At 62.3% G+C, this 18,943-nt stretch carries 19 protein-coding genes; 16 read left to right on the forward strand and 3 right to left on the reverse strand.

The features are described 5' to 3' along the window. Positions 1 to 9: 9 nt before the first annotated feature. A complete protein-coding gene (locus CATRI_RS12945; RefSeq protein WP_290218295.1) occupies positions 10 to 2,001 on the reverse strand; it encodes an exo-alpha-sialidase in 1,992 nt (663 codons plus the stop codon). A gap of 41 nt (positions 2,002 to 2,042) precedes the next feature. Here CATRI_RS12945 and CATRI_RS12950 point away from each other — a divergent pair, with 41 nt between their 5' ends. The 3 genes from CATRI_RS12950 to CATRI_RS12960 all read left to right on the forward strand — a co-directional run bounded on the left by CATRI_RS12950 (position 2,043) and on the right by CATRI_RS12960 (position 4,126). Then, a complete protein-coding gene (locus CATRI_RS12950; RefSeq protein WP_290218296.1) occupies positions 2,043 to 2,423 on the forward strand; it encodes a YbaN family protein in 381 nt (126 codons plus the stop codon). Positions 2,424 to 2,434: 11 nt separating this feature from the next. After that, complete coding sequence (locus CATRI_RS12955; RefSeq protein WP_290218298.1) at positions 2,435 to 3,769, forward strand: MFS transporter; 1,335 nt, start codon at positions 2,435 to 2,437, stop codon at positions 3,767 to 3,769. A gap of 72 nt (positions 3,770 to 3,841) precedes the next feature. Further along, the gene (locus tag CATRI_RS12960) at positions 3,842 to 4,126 is read left to right on the forward strand and encodes a hypothetical protein (RefSeq protein WP_290218300.1); all 285 of its coding nucleotides are present in this window, start codon (positions 3,842 to 3,844) and stop codon (positions 4,124 to 4,126) included. Here CATRI_RS12960 and CATRI_RS12965 read toward each other — a convergent pair. After that, entirely contained in the window at positions 4,101 to 5,345 is a 1,245-nt protein-coding gene (locus tag CATRI_RS12965; RefSeq protein WP_290218303.1) for a dicarboxylate/amino acid:cation symporter, read from the reverse strand. The two genes, CATRI_RS12960 and CATRI_RS12965, sit on opposite strands and share 26 nt — an antisense overlap. Positions 5,346 to 5,454: 109 nt before the next feature. Here CATRI_RS12965 and CATRI_RS12970 point away from each other — a divergent pair, with 109 nt between their 5' ends. The 7 genes from CATRI_RS12970 (at position 5,455) to trpA (ending at position 12,941) form a co-directional block, all read left to right on the forward strand. Next, on the forward strand, positions 5,455 to 5,913 hold the full coding sequence (locus tag CATRI_RS12970; RefSeq protein WP_290218304.1) for an SdpI family protein: 459 nt from the start codon (positions 5,455 to 5,457) through the stop codon (positions 5,911 to 5,913). 271 nt (positions 5,914 to 6,184) lie between these two features. Beyond that, a complete protein-coding gene (locus CATRI_RS12975; RefSeq protein WP_290218306.1) occupies positions 6,185 to 7,747 on the forward strand; it encodes an anthranilate synthase component 1 in 1,563 nt (520 codons plus the stop codon). Continuing rightward, positions 7,744 to 8,391 carry an anthranilate synthase component II gene (locus tag CATRI_RS12980; RefSeq protein ID WP_290218308.1) on the forward strand — a complete coding sequence of 216 codons (648 nt, stop codon included), beginning with the start codon at positions 7,744 to 7,746 and terminating at the stop codon, positions 8,389 to 8,391. The genes CATRI_RS12975 and CATRI_RS12980 overlap by 4 nt, the downstream gene beginning before the upstream one ends. Beyond that, complete coding sequence (trpD, locus tag CATRI_RS12985; protein WP_290218310.1) at positions 8,392 to 9,420, forward strand: anthranilate phosphoribosyltransferase; 1,029 nt, start codon at positions 8,392 to 8,394, stop codon at positions 9,418 to 9,420. After that, a complete protein-coding gene (gene trpCF, locus CATRI_RS12990) occupies positions 9,407 to 10,852 on the forward strand; it encodes a bifunctional indole-3-glycerol-phosphate synthase TrpC/phosphoribosylanthranilate isomerase TrpF (RefSeq protein WP_290221197.1) in 1,446 nt (481 codons plus the stop codon). Before trpD ends, trpCF begins: the two co-directional genes overlap by 14 nt. Beyond that, positions 10,849 to 12,096, forward strand: coding sequence for a tryptophan synthase subunit beta (trpB, locus tag CATRI_RS12995; protein WP_290218312.1), 1,248 nt, complete (start codon positions 10,849 to 10,851; stop codon positions 12,094 to 12,096). Before trpCF ends, trpB begins: the two co-directional genes overlap by 4 nt. Positions 12,097 to 12,098: 2 nt before the next feature. Then, positions 12,099 to 12,941 carry a tryptophan synthase subunit alpha gene (trpA, locus tag CATRI_RS13000; RefSeq protein ID WP_290218314.1) on the forward strand — a complete coding sequence of 281 codons (843 nt, stop codon included), beginning with the start codon at positions 12,099 to 12,101 and terminating at the stop codon, positions 12,939 to 12,941. Here trpA and CATRI_RS13005 read toward each other — a convergent pair whose 3' ends face one another. Next, entirely contained in the window at positions 12,942 to 13,439 is a 498-nt protein-coding gene (locus CATRI_RS13005) for a GyrI-like domain-containing protein (protein WP_290218316.1), read from the reverse strand. 131 nt (positions 13,440 to 13,570) lie between these two features. Between CATRI_RS13005 and CATRI_RS13010 the strand changes: the two genes are divergently transcribed. The 6 genes from CATRI_RS13010 (at position 13,571) to CATRI_RS13035 (ending at position 18,486) form a co-directional block, all read left to right on the forward strand. Continuing rightward, on the forward strand, positions 13,571 to 13,810 hold the full coding sequence (locus CATRI_RS13010; protein WP_290218318.1) for a helix-turn-helix domain-containing protein: 240 nt from the start codon (positions 13,571 to 13,573) through the stop codon (positions 13,808 to 13,810). Continuing rightward, a complete protein-coding gene (locus CATRI_RS13015) occupies positions 13,807 to 14,754 on the forward strand; it encodes an SRPBCC family protein (RefSeq protein WP_290218320.1) in 948 nt (315 codons plus the stop codon). The genes CATRI_RS13010 and CATRI_RS13015 overlap by 4 nt, the downstream gene beginning before the upstream one ends. A 196-nt stretch (positions 14,755 to 14,950) precedes the next feature. After that, positions 14,951 to 15,832: an ABC transporter ATP-binding protein gene (locus tag CATRI_RS13020; RefSeq protein ID WP_290218322.1), complete on the forward strand. Its 882-nt coding sequence runs from the start codon at positions 14,951 to 14,953 to the stop codon at positions 15,830 to 15,832. Continuing rightward, positions 15,829 to 17,403, forward strand: a complete 1,575-nt coding sequence (locus tag CATRI_RS13025; protein ID WP_290218323.1) for an efflux permease Rv1217c-related protein — start codon at positions 15,829 to 15,831, stop codon at positions 17,401 to 17,403. Before CATRI_RS13020 ends, CATRI_RS13025 begins: the two co-directional genes overlap by 4 nt. 31 nt (positions 17,404 to 17,434) lie before the next feature. Next, on the forward strand, positions 17,435 to 18,004 hold the full coding sequence (locus CATRI_RS13030; protein ID WP_290218325.1) for a hypothetical protein: 570 nt from the start codon (positions 17,435 to 17,437) through the stop codon (positions 18,002 to 18,004). 137 nt (positions 18,005 to 18,141) lie between these two features. Then, complete coding sequence (locus CATRI_RS13035; RefSeq protein WP_435384209.1) at positions 18,142 to 18,486, forward strand: Rieske (2Fe-2S) protein; 345 nt, start codon at positions 18,142 to 18,144, stop codon at positions 18,484 to 18,486. The last annotated feature ends 457 nt before the right edge of the window (positions 18,487 to 18,943 follow it).

Below are 18,943 nucleotides of genomic sequence, written 5' to 3' on the forward strand. Positions count from 1 at the left end.
TTAAGCAGTCTAGTAGGCGGGGAACCATTCCAACGGCACGTGGGTGAAGTAGAGGCCCTGGGTCTCGCGTTCCCACAGCAGGCCGAGGGTCCCATCGGGAAGTTCGGTCATGCATTGGTAGACGTAATGCTTGGGGTTGAAAGTCCGGGCGATGGGCCAAGTGGTGCCGTCGTCGCTGCTCAGTCGCAACACTCCGCGCCCGCGGTAGGGGAGAAGCTGGGAGGCGTTGGCGAAGACGAGTTTGTCGCCGAGGCGGATCGCATTGGGCTGGGAGAAGATCTCCGGCACATCGGCTAGGAACGTGATCTCCCCGAAGGTTTCGCCGCCGTCCTCGCTGATGGCCGCGGCGACACGGCCAACCTCCGCCTGGTTGCGCATGAGCATGAGCACCGAACCGTCGGAGCGCTCGACGATGGTGGATTCGTAAGCAGCGGTTTCTCCCAGTGGGGCCGAGCCCAACGTCCACGAGTCCCCGCCATCATCGGAATAGGCTACTGCGCACTGGAAATGCCCGCGATCGGCGGTGGTGTTGAAGTACATCGGGATGAGCAGCCGGCCGGTCCCCAGCTGAATGCCACACCCGGGCGCCACGCCGAGGAAGATCATCGATTCGTCCTTGAGCTGCTGGTTGAGGTTCACCGGCTGGGACCACGTGGCACCGTCGTCCTCGGACACCACCATCTGCACGTAGGAGGTCCGCGCGGTCAGCGCCTGGCCCTCCGGCGCGATGTCAGCGGCCAGAAATGCCTCCCGCGGCGGTTCGGCGTCCACGGTGCCGTCAGACAGGAGATAGCGGCCCTGCTTATCGACGCCCACCCCCGCCGCAGCGTTCGGCTGCCCAATTCCGCCCGGGAAGTGGTCAAGGAGAGCAATGACGCGCCCGGAGGCGCGGTCCTGCACGAGGCAGGAATCGGTCGCCGATGCGCCGAGCAGCCCCTCGCCCGGCCAGGACACGACGGTGTGCATTGGCCCCCAGGTGTCACCGCCGTCGAGGGAGCGACGCACGACGAAGTTGACGGCGTTGGGGGCGTCGTTGGGAATCGTTTCCCGCTGGTCAGCGCCCGCAATAACGACGCCGGAGGCAGTGGTGAGCAGGGAGGGGATGCGGTAGCTGATGGAGCCCTCGTAGCCAGAGTCGAAGAGGCAGCGGGTGTGGATCGGGGCGACCCCGCTCATCCGCTTGAGCTGGGCGCCGTTGAGGGGGACCGGGTAGATCGCGGCGTCACGGACCTCGCCCCACAGGCGCTCGCCCTGGGTGTCTTGCCCGACGATGATTCGATCCAGGCCGGCCGTGTCGGCGAAGAATGCCCTGCCCGGTAGGTGGGCGTTGAGGTAGCCGGAATGATAGATGTCGACAGCCCCGCTGGTGACGGTGATCCCAAGATCGATCCATTTGCCATCGTCGAAGCGACCCGGCAGGGTGAATTCCCGCCAGGTGCCGCGGCGGGTGAGGACGCGGTAGTGGATGCCGGCGGCGTCGATAAGCACGGTGAGGCGCTCCTCGCCCTGACCGGCGGCCGCCAGCACGGTGCCAAATTGGCCCGGGCCGCGGACGCGGAAACGCAAGAAGATGGTGCCGGAGCTCAAGCCGACGACCTCGGCGACGTCGAAAGGATCAAGTTCCGCGGCCGCAAACTCGATGAGCGGGACGGGGCGGACGGCGCGGGCGAGGATCTCGGCCTCGGGAAGTTCGCCGTCGATTGTCTCGAGTCCGCGGACGGCTGTGGCGGGCTGGAGGTCACGGAAAGCACTAAGGTCGGCGGTGGCGGAGAAGCACTGGTAGCCGTCGACGAAGATGCGGGTACCCGACCCACCGGTGATGATGCCCAGGCTGTGCCAAGTGCCGTCGGCGAGATTGGCGGTGTCCTCCATGTCAAGATCGATGCCCGGCGCGGTGAGGTAGAGGGCGCCGCGACGGAGTTCCAGGGTGAGGGAGGGGGAGTGGAGGAGGAGAGTGTCATCGACGGTACTGCGGAAATCACAGAGGATCGTGCGGGTCATCTACTTAGGGTAGGTTGGCCGCGCGCGTTAAGGTAGGTCTCATGTTAAAGCCGCTGTTCATCGCCATTGGCTGCCTCAGCCTGGCGTTGGGAACGGTGGGAATCGTCCTGCCACTCTTGCCGACGACCCCGTTTCTCCTGCTCAGCGCTTTCTGCTTCGCCCGCGGATCCGATCGCCTGCACTCCTACCTGCTCAATCATCGAATCTTTGGCCGTTACATCTCCAACTACTATCAGCACGCGATGTCGCCCCGCGATAAGGTGCGTACGTTGATGCTGCTGTGGATCGGCATCGGGCTGTCCGTGTGGCTCATGGGAATGTTCTGGCCGGGTGTGATGACGGTGTTCATCGCCACGGGAGTGACTGTGCATATCCTGCGGCTGAGCCCGCAACCCGAGAAGGCCATAGCCAGTGCTAGCTAGAATTCCCCTTCATGAGCAAGAGCAGCCCTTCTGAGCGGCGTCGCGTCGTCGCGGCCACCACCATCGGCACCGCGATCGAGTGGTACGACTTCTTCCTGTACGCCTCCGTCGCCGGACTGGTGTTCAACCACATCATGTTCGGCGGTCTGGAACCAGGCTTGGCGACGATCGTCAGTTTCCTCAGCGTTGGCCTTTCCTTCCTCTTCCGCCCCCTCGGCGCCGTCTTGGCCGGGCATTTCGCGGACCGCTACGGACGTAAATTCGTCCTCATGGTCACGCTGTTAGCCATGGGCGGGGCGACGACCCTCATCGGCCTCGTGCCCACCTTCGACACCATCGGTGTGTGGGCCCCGCTCCTGCTCATCCTCTTCCGCATCATCCAGGGGATCTCAGCGGGTGGCGAATGGGGCTCGGCGGTGTTGCTCTCAGTGGAACATGCCCCGGCGGACAAGCGCGGCATCTTTGGCGCCGGCCCCCAAGCAGGCGCCCCGGCCGGGCTGCTGTTGTCGTCTGGCATGCTCGCGCTGATGAACATCATCGCTCCGGGGGAGGCCTTCTTCGAATGGGGCTGGCGAATTCCCTTCCTATTGTCGATCGTGCTGGTCGGCCTCGGTTATTGGATTCGCCGCGGGGTCGACGAGTCCCCCGTATTTGAGGAGATCTCCGAACGCCGGCAAACCAGCTCCCCCAACCCGCTCGCCGATCTGTTCCGCCGCTTCTTCCCCGTCGTGTTCGTCGGCGCCCTAGTCTTCGCCGGCAATGGTGTGGTGGGGTACATGATCGCCGGTGGCTACGTGCAAAGTTACGCCGTCGGCCAATTGGAGATGGAGCGCGGAACGGTCCTTTGGGCTGTCGCCGGTGCCGCCGTAGCGTGGCTCATGTCCACGGTATTTACCGGATGGGTCTCCGATCGCGTGGGCCGCAAGCGGGCATACCTGGTGGGGTTCGGTATCCAGGCCGTCGCTGCGGCAGTACTATTTCCCCTGGTGAATACCGGGGAGGCGCGTGGGCTGTGGCTAGCGATGGTCCTGCTCGGCCTAGCGCTCGGGGCCACCTACGGCCAACAGGCCGCCATGTACGCGGAGCTCTTCCCCGCCTCGGTCCGGGGCTCAGGCGCCTCAATTACCTACGCGCTGGGCTCCATCCTGGGTGGTGCTTTCGCGCCCACCATCGCCGCCTCGGTGGTGCGAGCCACCGGCTCAACGTCTGGGGTAACCATCTACCTGCTCGTGGCCACGGTAGTGGGGTTCTTGGCGGTGTTATCCCTGCGGGATCGCACGGGCATCCCGCTCGGCCCCGAGCATGAGGAAGAACAATCCACGGCGCATTTTATTCACCACAGATAGACAACTTGGTCTAGTCGGTGTTAGCCTGGGCGCCACCATAGTCAAACGCGCCCCAGGAGGTTTGTCCCCGCTATGACCCCCATCGACGTGCTGGCCCACGACGGCAACTGGCTTACCTTCGCACTTCATGACCGCCTCATGTCGATCTGGAACCAGGACCCCGAGGCCGTGCGCCGCTTCCACCACCTGGCCCTGGGCCTCGATGGAGATTTCACCGGGTGCGGCCGGGCCTACCTCGACCCCGCGACCAACCAACTGCGGGTGTACGCGCCGGGTTGTGCGCCGGGAGAAGCGAGCGTCGTAGAGCTCGACTTTTCCTGGCGCCAGCCGGCTACTTCGCCTCAGCGTCGCCGCTGATCGCCTTAGCTAGCTCATCCGCGCCGTCGTCCTCGGAGACGGTGGGAGGGATCTTGCCCTTGGCGAACTTGTTCACGATCATGGCGATCGCGCCGTCGCCAGTAACGTTGGCGGCGGTGCCGAAGGAATCGACCGCGATGTAGGCGGCGATCATGAGGGCGACCTGGGCATCATCGAAGCCGAGCATGGAGCCCAGCAAGCCGACGGCGGCCATGATGGCGCCACCCGGCACACCCGGCGCGGCGATCATGGTGATGCCGAGCAGAAGGATGAATCCAATCGCCAGTCCCGGGGAAACGTCGAGGCCGGACATGTAGACGATGGCGAAGGCGTAGAGGGTGATCTTCATCATCGAACCGGCCAGGTGGATCGTCGCGCAGAGCGGAACGACGAAGCCAGCGACATTGACCTCGACCTTGTTCTTCAAGGTGGAGGCGTAGGTGACGGGAATGGTCGCCGCAGAGGACGAGGTGCCCAGCGCGGTGGCGTAAGCCGGCAGCATGTTCTTAAAGGCCACGAACGGGTTGCGCCCAGCGATCGCCCCGGCCACGCCGTACTGCACGGAGAGGAATACGAAGGTCATGAAGACCGAAAGCGCGAGGACCTTACCAAAGGCCACCATCGTGTCCACGAGGTTGCCATTCATTCCCAGGGACAAGAACATGCCAAAGATGAAGACCGGCAGCAGCGGGATGATGAAGCTGGAGATGACCTTCATGACGACGCGCTCGAGGTCACGCGAACCCTTGTACAGCGTGTCCGACTTCACCGAGGTCATAGCCAGGCCCACGGCGAAAGCCAGGAGCAGGGCGGTCATGACCGCAAACGGAGGGTCCATCACGATGCTGAAGTAGGGGGCGAGATCACCCTCGCTAACGTCGACAGCCTCGACCTGGCCCTGGTTAGCCAGCAGCCACGGATAGACCAGCTGAGCGGTGGCGTAGGCGGTGATTCCGGAGAGGATGGTCGAGAGATACGCGATTCCGGTGGTGATGCCGAGCCACTTGCCGGCACCGCGACCCAAACCAGCAATGGCCGGAGTAATCAGGGCAAAAATAAGAACCGGCACGAAGAAGCTGAGGAATCCGCCAAACAGGCTGTTAAAGGTGGCGAACACCCGGGCAAGCCAATCGGGGAAGAAGAAGCTGCAAATGATGCCCAGGATGATCGCGATGACCACCCTAAACAGCAGCGAAGAGGAGATGCGCTTGAGGTCCATACGTGGCCTCTTTCTCTTGGGCTGAACTAGTGTCGCACTTCAGGTTACTACCCGGCTCTTAAGAAACATCGATTCTCTAGGCTCTCAGCAGGAGGGATAGACTGACCCCATGTTTGTAGTCGGCCTCATCTTCTTTGCCCTCAGTGCTGTATTGCTTGTCGTCGGAGCGCTGGCTACCGTCCGACGGCTGCCGGGTAACTCTGTCATTGGGTTGCGGGTGCCGGAGGTGCGGAAGTCACAGGAGGTGTGGGACGGTGCCCACGCCGTCGCGGGTCCCTTCTGGCTGCTCGCCGCGCTCATCCTGCTGTTCGGCGGGTTCATCTCTTGGGTGGTGAGCGGCTGGTGGTCCCTTGTCCCGCTGTTCTTCCTCATTGCCGCCTTCATGGCCGTGAGCGTGGGAGCCAACTCCGGGGCGCGCATGGCGGTGCTCATGGATGAACAAGCTGGCCAGTCCAGCGGCGGCGGATGTGGCACTGATTGCAACTGCGGCGAGTCGGCGCCCGAGAAAGCCCCCGCGAACGTGGATCTTCAGGCGCTGCGCCGCGCGGCGGCCGCCTCGGATGAATAGTGGTGCCAAAGAAGTTGCGCTTCCCGCGCAGTGAGATTATCGTTTTACATTGTGAATAACACTCCTTCTTCCCGAAGCACCAACTGGTGGTGGCGCGCTTAATCGGCGTGCCACGTTTGTTACACATTCCGGCCCGCCAGCTTCCATCGAAGCGTCGCGGGCCATTTCTCTCCCGGCCCACTCAACCCGGGAGAATCCTGGAATCCGGCGCAGAAGATGTGAGTTGGCAGACCTTCGTCCCAACCCCGCCCCCGTACTCCAGGAAGGCCAGATGAGCCCTTCGTCTCCGCAGCTGATCACCCGGAACGTCCGCTATCACGCCGACGCATCCGGCCTGTTCGCCCACATCGGCGGCACCCACGCCCAGGATTCCGTCTTGCTGGAATCAGCTGACATTACTACCCGGTCGGGAATTTCTTCCGTGGCCGTCATTGCCGCGTCCGTGCGTTTGACCTGCGAGGGTTCCACCGTGACGGCGACGCCGTTGACGGCGTCGGGGACGCGAATCGTCGATAAGCTCAATGAACAGCTGGCCGCCTATGGGCGCGACAGCTTCTCTTTCCCACCGTCGGCGGCCGTCGATGAGCGCGAGCGGCTGACTGCGATCAGCGCGATCGAGCCGCTGCGCGCGCTGACCCGGGAGGCGGGCTACGAGGATCCTTCCCACACGTTGCCCATGCTGGCCGGGGGGATCGCCTTCGACTTCCTGGAGACTTTCGAGCAGCTTCCAGCGGTGGGGGATGGCCCCAATACCTACCCGGATTATCAGTTCATCCTGGCGGAGATTGTCCTCACCATTAATCATCAGTCGCAGACTGCAACGTTGACCGCTGTGAGCTTCGGTGATCCGGGAGTTGAGGAACGGGTGGACGAGCTCGTTTCGCTTATCGACGCCGCCGAGCCCTCCGCCGAGCACGCCTATCAGGTCACGGAACATCCAGAGGATGTTCTTCGCGTCGAGGCGGACATCGCCGATGACAAGTTCTGCTCCTGGGTCGGCGACCTCAAGGGCAACATTCACAACGGCGACATCTACCAAGTCGTCCCCGCCCGCACCTTCTCCGCTCCCTGCCCGGATGCGTTCGCCGCCTACCGCAAGCTGCGCGAAACGAACCCCAGCCCGTACATGTTCTACCAACGCGGACTCGACGCCAGCGGCGAGACCTATGAGCTGTTTGGGGCGTCCCCGGAGTCCAACCTCAAGTTCGATTCCGCCACCCGCGAAGTGCAGTTGTACCCGATCGCTGGGACGCGCCCGCGCGGGATGAACCCGGATGGCACGGTCAACGACGAGTTGGACATCCGCATGGAGTTGGAGCTGCGCACCGATGCCAAGGAGATCGCCGAGCACACCATGCTTGTCGACTTAGCCCGCAATGACCTGGCCCGGGTTGCGGTGCCGGCGACCCGGCGCGTAGCGGACCTGCTGCAGGTGGACCGCTATTCCCGGGTCATGCACTTGGTCTCCCGGGTGACCGCCACCCTCGATCCCTCCCTCGACGCGCTCGACGCCTACCGGGCCTGTATGAACATGGGGACGCTGTCGGGGGCGCCGAAAATTCGGGCGATGGAGTTGCTGCGGGGTGTGGAGAAGCAACGCCGCGGCTCTTACGGCGGGGCGATCGGCTACCTGCGCGGCAACGGAGACATGGACAATTGCATCGTCATTCGTTCCGCCTTCGTGCGTGGGGGAGTGGCTCACGTGCAGGCCGGAGCCGGTGTGGTCCGCGATTCCCATCCCCAGTCGGAAGCCGATGAGACTCTGCACAAGGCATACGCCGTGCTCAACGCCATTGCGCTGGCATCCGGCTCAACTTTGGAGGTAATCCGATGACCCACATCGTGCTGCTGGATAACCAGGACAGCTTTGTGTACAACCTCGTCGACGCTTTCGTCGAAGCCGGGTTCCGCTGCACAGTCTTCCGCAACACCGTCTCGGTCGAGGATGTCCTCGCCGCCGAGCCGGACCTCATCTGCCTTTCCCCCGGCCCGGGCCACCCCCGCGACGCCGGCATCATGATGCCGCTGATTTCCGCGGTGCTGGGAAAGGTGCCGCTGCTGGGGATTTGCCTCGGCTTTCAAGCGCTTCTCGACGCCCACCAGGGCACCGTCGAGCCCTGCGGCCCCGTCCACGGCGTGTCCGTACCCATGCGGTTGACCGATGCCGGGGTGGGGCACCCCGTCTTCGCCGGGATGACTATCGACGCCGGACCGGACCTGCCCGGCGTCATCGGCCGACTGGTGCCGGTGGCTCGCTATCACTCGCTGGGCTGCGCGGCAACTCCCCCCGGGATGGTGTCGTTGGCGACGACGACGACCGATGTGGGCGATGTCGTCATGGCCGCCGAAACCACCGACGGGAAGGCAATAGGACTGCAGTTTCACCCCGAGAGCATCCTGAGTCCGCAGGGTCCCATCATGCTTAGCCGGTGTGTCGAACAATTATTGAACAATGCTATCAAGGAAGGGCCCCACTAAATGACCAGCGAGAATACACTCCTAACACTGATTAGCTATTTGGATAATCGCGATCCGTCCGTAGAGGAAGCCGTCGCCGCCTTCACCCCCTTGACCGTCGGTGACTACGACGACGTCCACATTGCCGCCCTCCTGGCCACCATCCGCACCCGCGGCGAAACCTTCGCCGACATCGCCGGAGCGGCGAAGGCTTTCCTCAATGCCGGGCGCCCCTTCCCAGTGAGCGGCCGGGGAGTGCTGGATACTGCGGGAACTGGCGGCGACGGCGCCAACACCATCAACATCACCACCGGAGCCTCGCTGGTCGCCGCCGCCGGCGGGCTCAAGGTGGTCAAGCACGGCAACCGCTCGGTTTCCTCCAAGTCCGGCTCCGCCGATGTGCTCGAGGCGCTGAACATTCCGCTCGACCTCGATCCCGATCGCGCGGTCCGCCAGTTCGAGTCCTCGGGCTTTACCTTCCTTTTCGCCCCCGCCTACAACCCAGCCATCGCGCACGTTCAGCCGGTACGCAAGGCGCTCAAGGTACCGACGCTGTTCAACGTCCTCGGGCCGCTGCTCTCGCCGGTGCGCCCAGAGTTCCAGATCATGGGCGTGGCCAACCCCGCGCAAGGGCAGATGATCCTCGAAGTGTTCCGGGAACTCGGCCGGTCCCGCGCGCTCGTCGCCCACGGCTCCGGCACCGATGAAATCGCCGTGCACGGGCCGACCACCATCTGGGAGTTGGCCGCAGATGGCTCGGTGTCAAACTACACCGTCACCCCTGCTGACCTGGGCGTCAAGGAGTGGTCCTTGGGTGACTTGGTCGGCGGTGATGGCATCGAGAATGCCGCCCACATGCGCGCCATCTTCGATGGGACTGGCCCCCAGGCTCACCGGGATGCCCTCGCTGTCAATGCGGCCGGCATGTTCTACCTCAACTCCCGGGTGGACAGCCTGCGGGAAGGCACCGAACTTGCCCTGCAGCTGATTGAAGAGGGAACCGTCAAGGAGTGGCTCGCCCGCCACGAAGGGACTAATTACAGTGTCTAAGCTACCCACCGTGTTGGAAGGTATCGTCGCCGGTCGTCGCGGGCACTTGCCGGAAATCCGCGCCCGGCTGGCGCATGTCTCGGTTGAATCCCTGCCGCGGTCAACCCGCTCGCTCTACCAGGCCTTGCAGGGGCGGGGGAGGGGAGAGGCGGCACCGGCCTTCATCATGGAGTGCAAGTCCTCCTCGCCTTCGTTGGGTCTCATCCGTTCGCATTACGAGCCCGGCGCGATCGCCCGCGTCTACTCACGCTACGCCTCCGGCATTTCCGTCCTCTGCGAGCCCGATCGGTTTGGCGGCGACTACGACCACTTGGCCACCGTCGCCGCATCCACGCATCTTCCGGTGCTGTGCAAAGACTTCATCATCGATGAGGTCCAGATCCACGCCGCCCGCTACTTCGGTGCCGACGCCATCCTGCTCATGCTCTCCATCCTTTCGGATGCGGAGTACCGGGCCCTCGCCGCGGTGGCGGAACGCTATGACCTCGATATTCTCACCGAGGTCATCGATGAGTCCGAGGTTGCTCGCGCAGTGGACCTTGGGGCAAATATCATCGGTATTAACCACCGGAACTTGCATGACCTCAGCATTGATCTCAGCCGCTCCGCCCGGCTAGCGGCGCTGCTTCCTGCGGACGCCGTGGTGGTGTCTGAGTCGGGCATCCGCGACAACGAGACCGTTCGCTCCCTGGCGGCGCACTCCAATGCGTTCCTCGTCGGCTCGCAGCTGACCAGCCAACCCGACATCGATCTAGCGGCCCGCAGACTCGTCTTCGGAGAGAACAAGGTGTGCGGCCTCACGTCCACGACCGCCGCCCAGACTGCCCGCGCGGTCGGCGCCGTCTACGGTGGATTGATCTTTGAGGAATCCTCCCCGCGCAATGTTTCACGTGAAACAGCTCGCGAGATCATCTCTCATGAGCCCGGTCTGGTCTATGTCGCGGTCTCCCGTCGCACCAGCGGCTACGCCGAGCTCATCCAGGACGGCATCGGGGTAGTGCAGGTCCACGCCCCCTACCAGGGATCGACGGAAGCAGAGATCACGCTTATCGACGCCGTCACCGCTGAGGTCCCCGACACCGTCCAGGTGTGGCGCGCCGTCAGCATGACGGGCGAACACGACGGGGCCGCCCTGGCGGCTGCCCTTATCCACGGCGATGCCGTGGACGGCATCGTCCTGGACGCCGGGGACGGTGGGACCGGGACGAGTTTTGATTGGGGGGAGATCCCAGACGTCGTCAGGCAGCACAGCTTCCTCGCCGGAGGACTAACCCTGGACAACCTGGAAAGTGCCCTCGCCGTCGACTGCTACGGCCTCGACCTCAACTCCGGCCTCGAATACCCCGGTCAACCCGGACGCAAGGACGCCGGCGCCCTGCAACGCGCCTTCAACATCATCCGCCGCTACGCACCAGCCAAGGAAACACCATGACCGATCACACTTCCCACGCCACCTTGCTTCCGGCCTACTTTGGCGAGTTCGGCGGCCAGTTCGTCCCCGAATCCCTCATTCCCGCTCTTGACCAGCTGGAACAGGCCTTCGTCGATGCCCAAAATGACCCCTCTTTCCGAGAGGAACTCGCCGCATACCTGCGCGACTACCTCGGTCGCCCCACCCCACTGACCGAATGTTCTAACCTGCCGCTGGCGGGCCGGGGCCAGGGATATGCGCGGATCTTCCTCAAGCGGGAGGACCTCGTGCACGGCGGCGCCCACAAAACCAACCAGGTGATCGGCCAGGCCCTGCTGGCTAAGCGAATGGGCAAGACTCGCATCATCGCCGAGACCGGCGCGGGCCAACACGGTACCGCGACCGCCCTGGCCTGCTCCCTGCTCGGCCTCGACTGCGTGATTTACATGGGCGCCAAGGACGTCGAGCGCCAGCAGCCCAACGTCTTCCGCATGAAGCTCATGGGCGCGCAGGTCATTCCCGTTGACGCCGGCTCCGGCACCCTCAAAGATGCCGTCAACGAGGCGCTGCGCGATTGGACCGCGACATTCCACGAATCCCACTACCTACTGGGAACCGCCGCCGGGCCCCACCCCTTCCCGACGATCGTGCGTGACTTCCACCGCATCATCTCCGAGGAGGCCAAGGCCCAAATGATCGAGCGCGTCGGCGGTTTGCCCGATGTCGTCGTCGCCTGCGTCGGTGGCGGCTCCAATGCCATCGGCATGTTCGCGGACTTCATCGACGAAGATGGCGTCGAGCTCGTCGGGGCCGAGCCCGGCGGCCTCGGCCTGGATTCCGGTAAGCACGGCGCTACCATCGCCAACGGGCAGATTGGTATCTTGCACGGCGCACGCAGCTACCTCATGCGCAACTCCGACGGTCAGGTGGAGGAGTCCTACTCCATTTCCGCTGGGCTGGACTACCCCGGCGTCGGACCGCAACATGCACACCTGCACGACACCGGCCGAGCAACCTACGTCGGAATTACCGACGCCGAAGCAGTCGAAGCCTTCCAACTGCTCTCCCTGCATGAGGGCATCATCCCCGCGCTCGAGTCATCCCACGCCCTGGCCTACGCGCTCAAGCGCGCCGCCTTGGCAGAAGAAAGAGGCGAGCACCTCAACATCCTCGTGTCCCTGTCGGGCCGTGGCGACAAAGACGTCGACCATGTGCGCCGCACCCTCGAAGAGAACCCCGAGCTCGTGCTCAAGGAGGACAAGTAATCATGGCTAGCCGTTACGATCAGCTCTTCGCCGACCTCGACGCCCGAGGGGAGGGAGCCTTTGTCCCCTTCATCATGCTCGGTGACCCCACCCCGGCCGATGCGCTCGAGATCATCCGCACCGTCGTGGACGCGGGTGCCGACGCCCTCGAACTCGGCGTCCCCTTCTCCGATCCGGTCGCCGACGGCCCGACGATCCAAAAATCTCACATCCGTGCCCTCGACGGGGGAGTGACCGTCAATGACGCCCTCGCCCAGATCCGAGCGATCCGCGCCGAATTCCCCGACCTGCCGCTTGGCATGCTCGTGTATGGCAACGTGCCTTTCACCCGCGGAATCGACACCTTCTACCGCGAGTTCGCCGATGTCGGCGCCGATTCCATCTTGCTTCCCGACGTCCCCGTCCGCGAAGGTGAGCCCTTCGCTGCGGCCGCGATGGACGCCGGAATTGACCCCATCTTCATCGCCCCAGCCCAAGCCGCCGAGAAGACCCTGGAGGGGGTGGCTGCCCACTCGCGCGGCTACATTTACGCCGTCTCCCGCGACGGCGTCACCGGCACCGAACGCGAGTCCTCCGTAACGGGCCTGGAAGAGGTGGTGGGCAACGTCAAGAAGCACGGTGGAGCACCGATCCTGCTGGGGTTTGGCATTTCGAGCCCCTCCCACGTGCGCGATGCCATTGCCGCCGGGGCGGCGGGGGCAATCTCCGGCTCCGCGATCACGAAGATCATCGACCGCTACGTCGCCGGGGAGCACCCCTCGCCGGGGAGGGTGACGGATATGGCAGCCCTGAAAGAAGAGCTAGAGACGTTTGTGGCGGGTATGAAGGCCGCCACCGTGCGTTAGCTACTCCACGCGGGTGTTCAAGCCCGTGCGCATCGTACTGGGGTCTGCCTCCGGGGTGGGTTCAGTGAGGTAGACCTCCCAGCACGGCATGTCGGGGCGGTAGCCTTCCTCCGCCAGGGCGTCCGTGAAGGATTCCCACGCCCCCTTCAGGCCGTCGTAGGCACCTTCGTACACCGTCGAGGCTACTTTGCCTCCGGGGAGCTCCGAGGGTTCAATGACGACGGTCTTCCCGTCTGCCCCGGCGATCTCGATAGCCTGAGTGAGGGCGACCTCGACCGGCACGCCTACTTCGATGTCACAGTGCTGCCAATCATCGGAGAAACGTGAGTACATTGCGAACGGCGCTCCCATCGGCGAGATGCCGGCCGTTTCAATGAGCGGGCCGAGGGCTGCGAAGGTCGCATCAAACAGCGGCTCAAGGGCATTCATGGGGGCATTTTCCGCCCGGACGATAGCGGTGGAGACAGCGCGGGCTTCATCGACACTGAAGTCAGTCATGATGATAGGGCCTTCCTCGAGGGTAGTTCGTCGGGCAGGGGAGTATGTGGACGAGAATACCTCTATCCGCAGCTAGCAACGTGGGTTGACAAAAGTGGGTTTAGCAAGTTAGGTTGCTAATTGTGGACAACATGAATCTTTCCCAAGCCGCCAACGACACCACCAACCCCCGCGAGGGACTACAGGCCGTCGCGTCGCTGCGTCTGCTCGTCGAATCACTGGAGTTCCACCAGGTAGAAGCCGGGTTGAGGGCGGGAATGAGCTGGAGCGAGGTCGCCGAGAACCTCGGCGTGACACGACAGGCCGTCCACAAGAAGTACAGCAAGAGGATCGATCCAACCATCGACGTGCCCAGGAGGCGACGAGGATGAATAACCTGTACAAAGCAATGAAGAACTTCCGGGAGCTAGCAGTCCTGGCCGAGGAAGAGCAACGCCGGTCCCGGCACCCGGAGATCGATGTTGAGCACCTGTTCCTCGCGCTTCTGGGAATAGGGGGACCGGTGACGGAGGCTCTAGCGCAACGAGGAGTCACAATCCCCACCGCCCGAAGCGCAATCGAGAAGGTGCATGCAGATAGGATCGCCTCCTTAGGACTCTCGTTGCCGATATCCCCAGAGCAACATCGAATTCCGCCTAACGTTCCCGGGCGCCCGTGGGCATTCCGAGCGGGTGTGCGCGACATGCTCCTGGACGCCCAGGATCATCCGCAGCCAGACGTTGCTCTCTTCTCCTCGCTGGTATCGGAGCCCACCGGAGTAGTTTCTGTGGCGCTGCAATCGATGGGAATTCAGCCGGGTGAGTTGAGCTTTCCAGCCAAGTCCGGTGAGCCAACCGACGGTATAGGCGGTCGCGCCGATACGTATCGGAGGTTTGTTCCCGCCAGTCCCGAGGACGTCTGGTCGCTCCTGGCTAACGCTGACCGGTGGCTGGAATGGAATGACGTCGAGTTTGAGCGAATTGAGAAGGCCGACTTCGGCGCTCTTCGAGCCTTCCCGCGAGCGAAAGCTCTGGGTCGGGCGGTGACTGCGGAAGTCATCGTGAGAAGGTACGAACCACCTCGCCTAATCGAGTGGGAGCGCACTTTTCCGGAGGTGGCGGCGTCGGGAATCTACATCCTTCGCATTTCATTGACGCCTGCGGGTGTGAGCGGAACGGACATGACTTTGTCCTACTTCACGCAAGCCGGGTCGCGTGGACAAAAGGGGATAGGGCATCTCGTCATGCGACCGTTCCTGCAGCTTCTCCGCCCGTTCGCACTTCGGAATCATCTCAGAAACACTGCCGACAACATCTCCCAGGCTCTTCGCTCCTAGCCCGGAAAGTAGCGGCAACTTCAGCGTAAAATGGGCCGTACCCAGAGCCGTCGAGTGCGTGCGCTGGTCGATTGTGATCCCCGAGCGTGAAAGGTGCAAGCTTCTGGCGAGGGCGGTGGCTGGGTTTCCGCCTCCGAGCATCGGGCGTCCAGGGCCTTGAAATTGTTTCACGTGAAACATTAGGAGCTGAACCTGCATGAGCCCCGTAATCAATGCTGAGAACCTCACCAAGCGCTTTGGCACGTTCCGAGCCCTGGATGGATTCAACCTGGCTGTGGAGGAGGGCAGTATTCACGGCTTCCTTGGCCCCAACGGCTCGGGAAAGTCCACCACGATCCGCATCCTCCTCGGTGTCCTACATCCAAGCGCAGGCTCAGCAACTGTATTGGGCGAAGACCCGCGCCGATATCCAGAAGTCTTGAAAATGGTGGGGTATGTTCCTGGCGATGTCGCTCTCTGGCCGGCGCTCACCGGGCGGGAAGTCTTCCGTGCCCTGGAGTCCCTCCGCGGAACTCGCGTCGACCCACGGCGCGAAGAGGAGCTCATTGACGCCTTCAAACTAGACCCCGACAAGAAGACTCGCGACTATTCCACGGGTAACCGCCGCAAAGTTGGCCTAATCGCAGCGCTATCCTTCGGCGCCGAGGTACTCATCCTTGATGAACCCACCGCCGGCCTCGACCCACTCATGGAACAAGTCTTCATCCACGAGGTCCGCAAGGAACGAGACCGCGGGGCCACCGTCCTGCTCTCGAGCCACATCATGAGCGAAGTAGAGAAGCTTTGCGACGCCGTCACAGTCATCAAGGACGGCCGCACCGTCGAATCCGGAACCATCGAGCAGCTCCGACATCTCTCCGCACACGAGATCACTGCGGTAGTCACCAACCCTACAAGCGAGCTGCAACACCTGCCGGACTCTCACATCGAAGGTAATCACTTCCACGTCACCGTAGCCAAGGATGACGTATCCAGAATCCTCCAGCTCATCTTGGACAGTGGGGGAGTGGACATCACTGCCACCCCGGCGAGCCTGGAGTCCCTCTTCCTCAGCCACTACGGGGAGGCCGTCTCGTGATTGCGCTCAACCTCCGCGTCCGCCGCGTCTTCATCCTCGTGTGGAGCGTCTGCCTGTGGGTATTCCTTTCCACCTTCCCGCCCGCCTATGAATCCTATTACCCAACTCTGGAGTCTCGGGCCGCCTTTGCGACCGGGATGCAGTCCAACCTCGGGATGGTGGCCATCTACGGCCCTTTACATTCACCCGTGTCACTCGGCCAGATTGTCATGTGGGAGGCAGGCTCCCAGATTTTGTTGCTGGGCTCGATCATGTCCGTGCTCCTTGTCATCGGTTTGGCTAGACGATCCGAGCATCTAGGGTTCACCGAGCTGGAACTGTCTACAGGCATTAGGCGTCGTGCGCCATTGGTAGCCGCGATGGGGACAACCTGTGTAGCTTCTGCTTTCGTCGGTTTTGGGGCCTTCCTCGTACTGGGAGCAAGCTCCCTCTATATCGACGAGTTGCCAGTGGTTGGTGCCTTGGCCTTCGGAGTCAATCTCACTCTGACGATGTGTGGCTCGGCGCTTCTAGCCTTAGCGGTCCTTCTCTTGGTCAACAGCCCCGCTAGCTTGACCCGGGTTGGTCTACTTAGCGTCGCAGCATCTTTCGTACTGCGCTCGCTAGCCGACAGCGAGGAGATAGGATGGCTCAACTGGTTGAGCCCACTCGGCTGGAAGCAAGTCATTGCACCGTATGGCGACAACAGCTTTACTAACGCCGTGCTGCTGGCGATCCTGTGTCTTGCACTGGCTGGGGGCCTCTATCTTGCTGAGGGGCACCGCGAGTATGGACGCGGCCTGGTTCAGCTCCGTGAGCGAACGAGCAAACGATCACGCAAGACTCGGAGCATTGTTCACCTTCAGTGGTTGCTCCATCGGGGGAGCGCGATCACCTGGGCACTGGTGATAGCTGGCATCACTGCCATGTTCTTGGCGCTGACGGGATCCCTTTCAGAATGGATGTCGGGGGATCCGGCGGTAGGGAAAGTCTTTGAGGACCTTTTCAATGAAGGGGACCTGAAGACGGAGTTCATTAGATACATCGCCAAACTTAGCGGAATTCTGGTGGCGGTCGCCGGGGTGCAGAGCATCATTGGCCAATATTCGGCGGAGCGAGACGGCACAGCAGAGTTGATGAGGTCGACCGGTATACGCCGCTGGGCGCCGCTCGGATCACTCGCTCTCATCGGCCTTGCCAGCGTATTGTTGAGCACCATCGCGTTGTATTCCGGTGGCGCAGCCGGCTTGGCTTCCCAACACAACACCTCCGCCTCGGACTACGAAGCTCTTCTTCCCAGCGCTTTGTCCCAGTTCGCCCCCGCGCTTCTGCTCGTGGCTTTCGCAGTGCTTATCGTTGGCCACACACCACGATTTTCCTACTTTTCCTGGGTGCCGGTCGCAATAGCTTCGATCCTCACCCTCTTCGGTCCGCTCTTCAAGCTACCGATGTGGCTCATTGATCTTTCTCCCTTCGAACATGAGGTAACCGCACTAGGGGATAGCTGGAGTATGCATTTCACGTTTGCCTTGGTCTCCCTCCTTCTCATAGTCTTAGGACTCTGGGGGGCGAACCGCCGCGAACTCGTATAGCGCGCAGTGTTTCACGTGAAACAATGGCTCAATGACCACCGACAAATTCTCCCGCTCTACCGGTCGAAGCGCCGCGGAATGGCAAACTCACATTGAGAACCGAGCCGCTGACCTGGGCCGCGGGATACAGGAACTCAGCCATCGAGACATGGTTGCAATCGCCCAGGCTGAAGATGTAACAGACTGGTGGGCTCAGGGCATCGCAGTGGAGATCGAGCGAAGGATCGGCAGACGGAAGGTCGGACAAACCGTCACTGGCTCCATCAGTGCGGGCGTCTCCAAAACCGTTCCGGGGCAGTGGGGGGACGTCTTCCAGAGTTTTAGCACTTTCATGGCAAACGGTGGCACAACTCTGCTTCCCTCCGCAGCAGCCGGAGAACCAGCCATCTCCGCAACTGAAAAATGGCGCTATTGGCGCTGTTCCTTCCAGGATGGCTCCAAGGCGAATCTGGATTGTTCTGCTGTCTCGGGCAGCAACCAGCCGAAGACCAGACTGAGCATGAAGCACGATGGACTAGCTTCCATGGAGGCCCGGGACGCAACAAGGTCCCATTGGAGAAAGGTGCTCAACGATTTCGCGGCAACCTTATCGTCACAGTGATTTTATTGCCTTGCCCTCCAATGCGCTCCCCGCTTTTCGTCACATTTCATCACTTACGTCCAACAGATGCGCACCGTACTAGAATTTTCACTATGAGCGAATCAACCGCACCCCGTCCCTCCAATTGCACTCGACGAATGTTCTTGCTTGGTACGGCGACCACCGTGGCGGGTGCGTTTCTCGCCGCCTGTGGTTCCGAAGCATCCGCAGAAGTTGCGGCCCAGGAAGTTCCGGTGGGGAGCGCGATCATCGTCGACAAGTACATCATCGCTCAACCAACGGCGGGCACCTTCGTGGCATACTCAACAACTTGCCCCCACCAGAACAACCCCATTACCGAAGTCGAGGGGGACACGGTCCGCTGCACCGTCCATAACTCGGTGTTCAAGATCTCCGACGGTTCAGTTGTCTCGGGCTTGGCCCGTGACCCACTGACCACCAAGACGGTTGAGCAAGAGGGTGACTCTTTGGTCGTCGGCTAGTCGACACTCGGTACTTGACAGAGCGATGTCATGGACACCGCAATAGTCACGCTGCATCGCTCAATCGCTCGGAAGCTACGAATCGTCGGCCCCAGGGACGTTAGGAATCTCGAACTCTATTCCAGAGCAGTTTCAATTCTCGACAACCTTCTCAAGGTCAGCCGAAATGATGTTCATGTCAACGGCATACGAAGGCTATTCATATCCCCAAGAAGTGCCCCAGGGGAGTACTAGACCAATTCTCGTGGAATAGTAGAGCTAGCCCCTCAAGCGGTCGACTTCTACCCCTTGGGCAGGTGTGGGACCTGCCCATAAGTGTTTCGCTCATGGACCTGACCGTTACCCTGGCAATGCTTGATCACCTCGTTCTACATCACACGAAGTGTGAATATCTTCGGCCGCCATGGTTTCTCCTGGCTTGCCAGTAGTTATGAATGGCCGATGTTCTACTTGAACC

It is taken from the genome of Corynebacterium atrinae (assembly GCF_030408455.1).
GTDB classification, from domain to species: Bacteria; Actinomycetota; Actinomycetes; order Mycobacteriales; family Mycobacteriaceae; genus Corynebacterium; species Corynebacterium atrinae.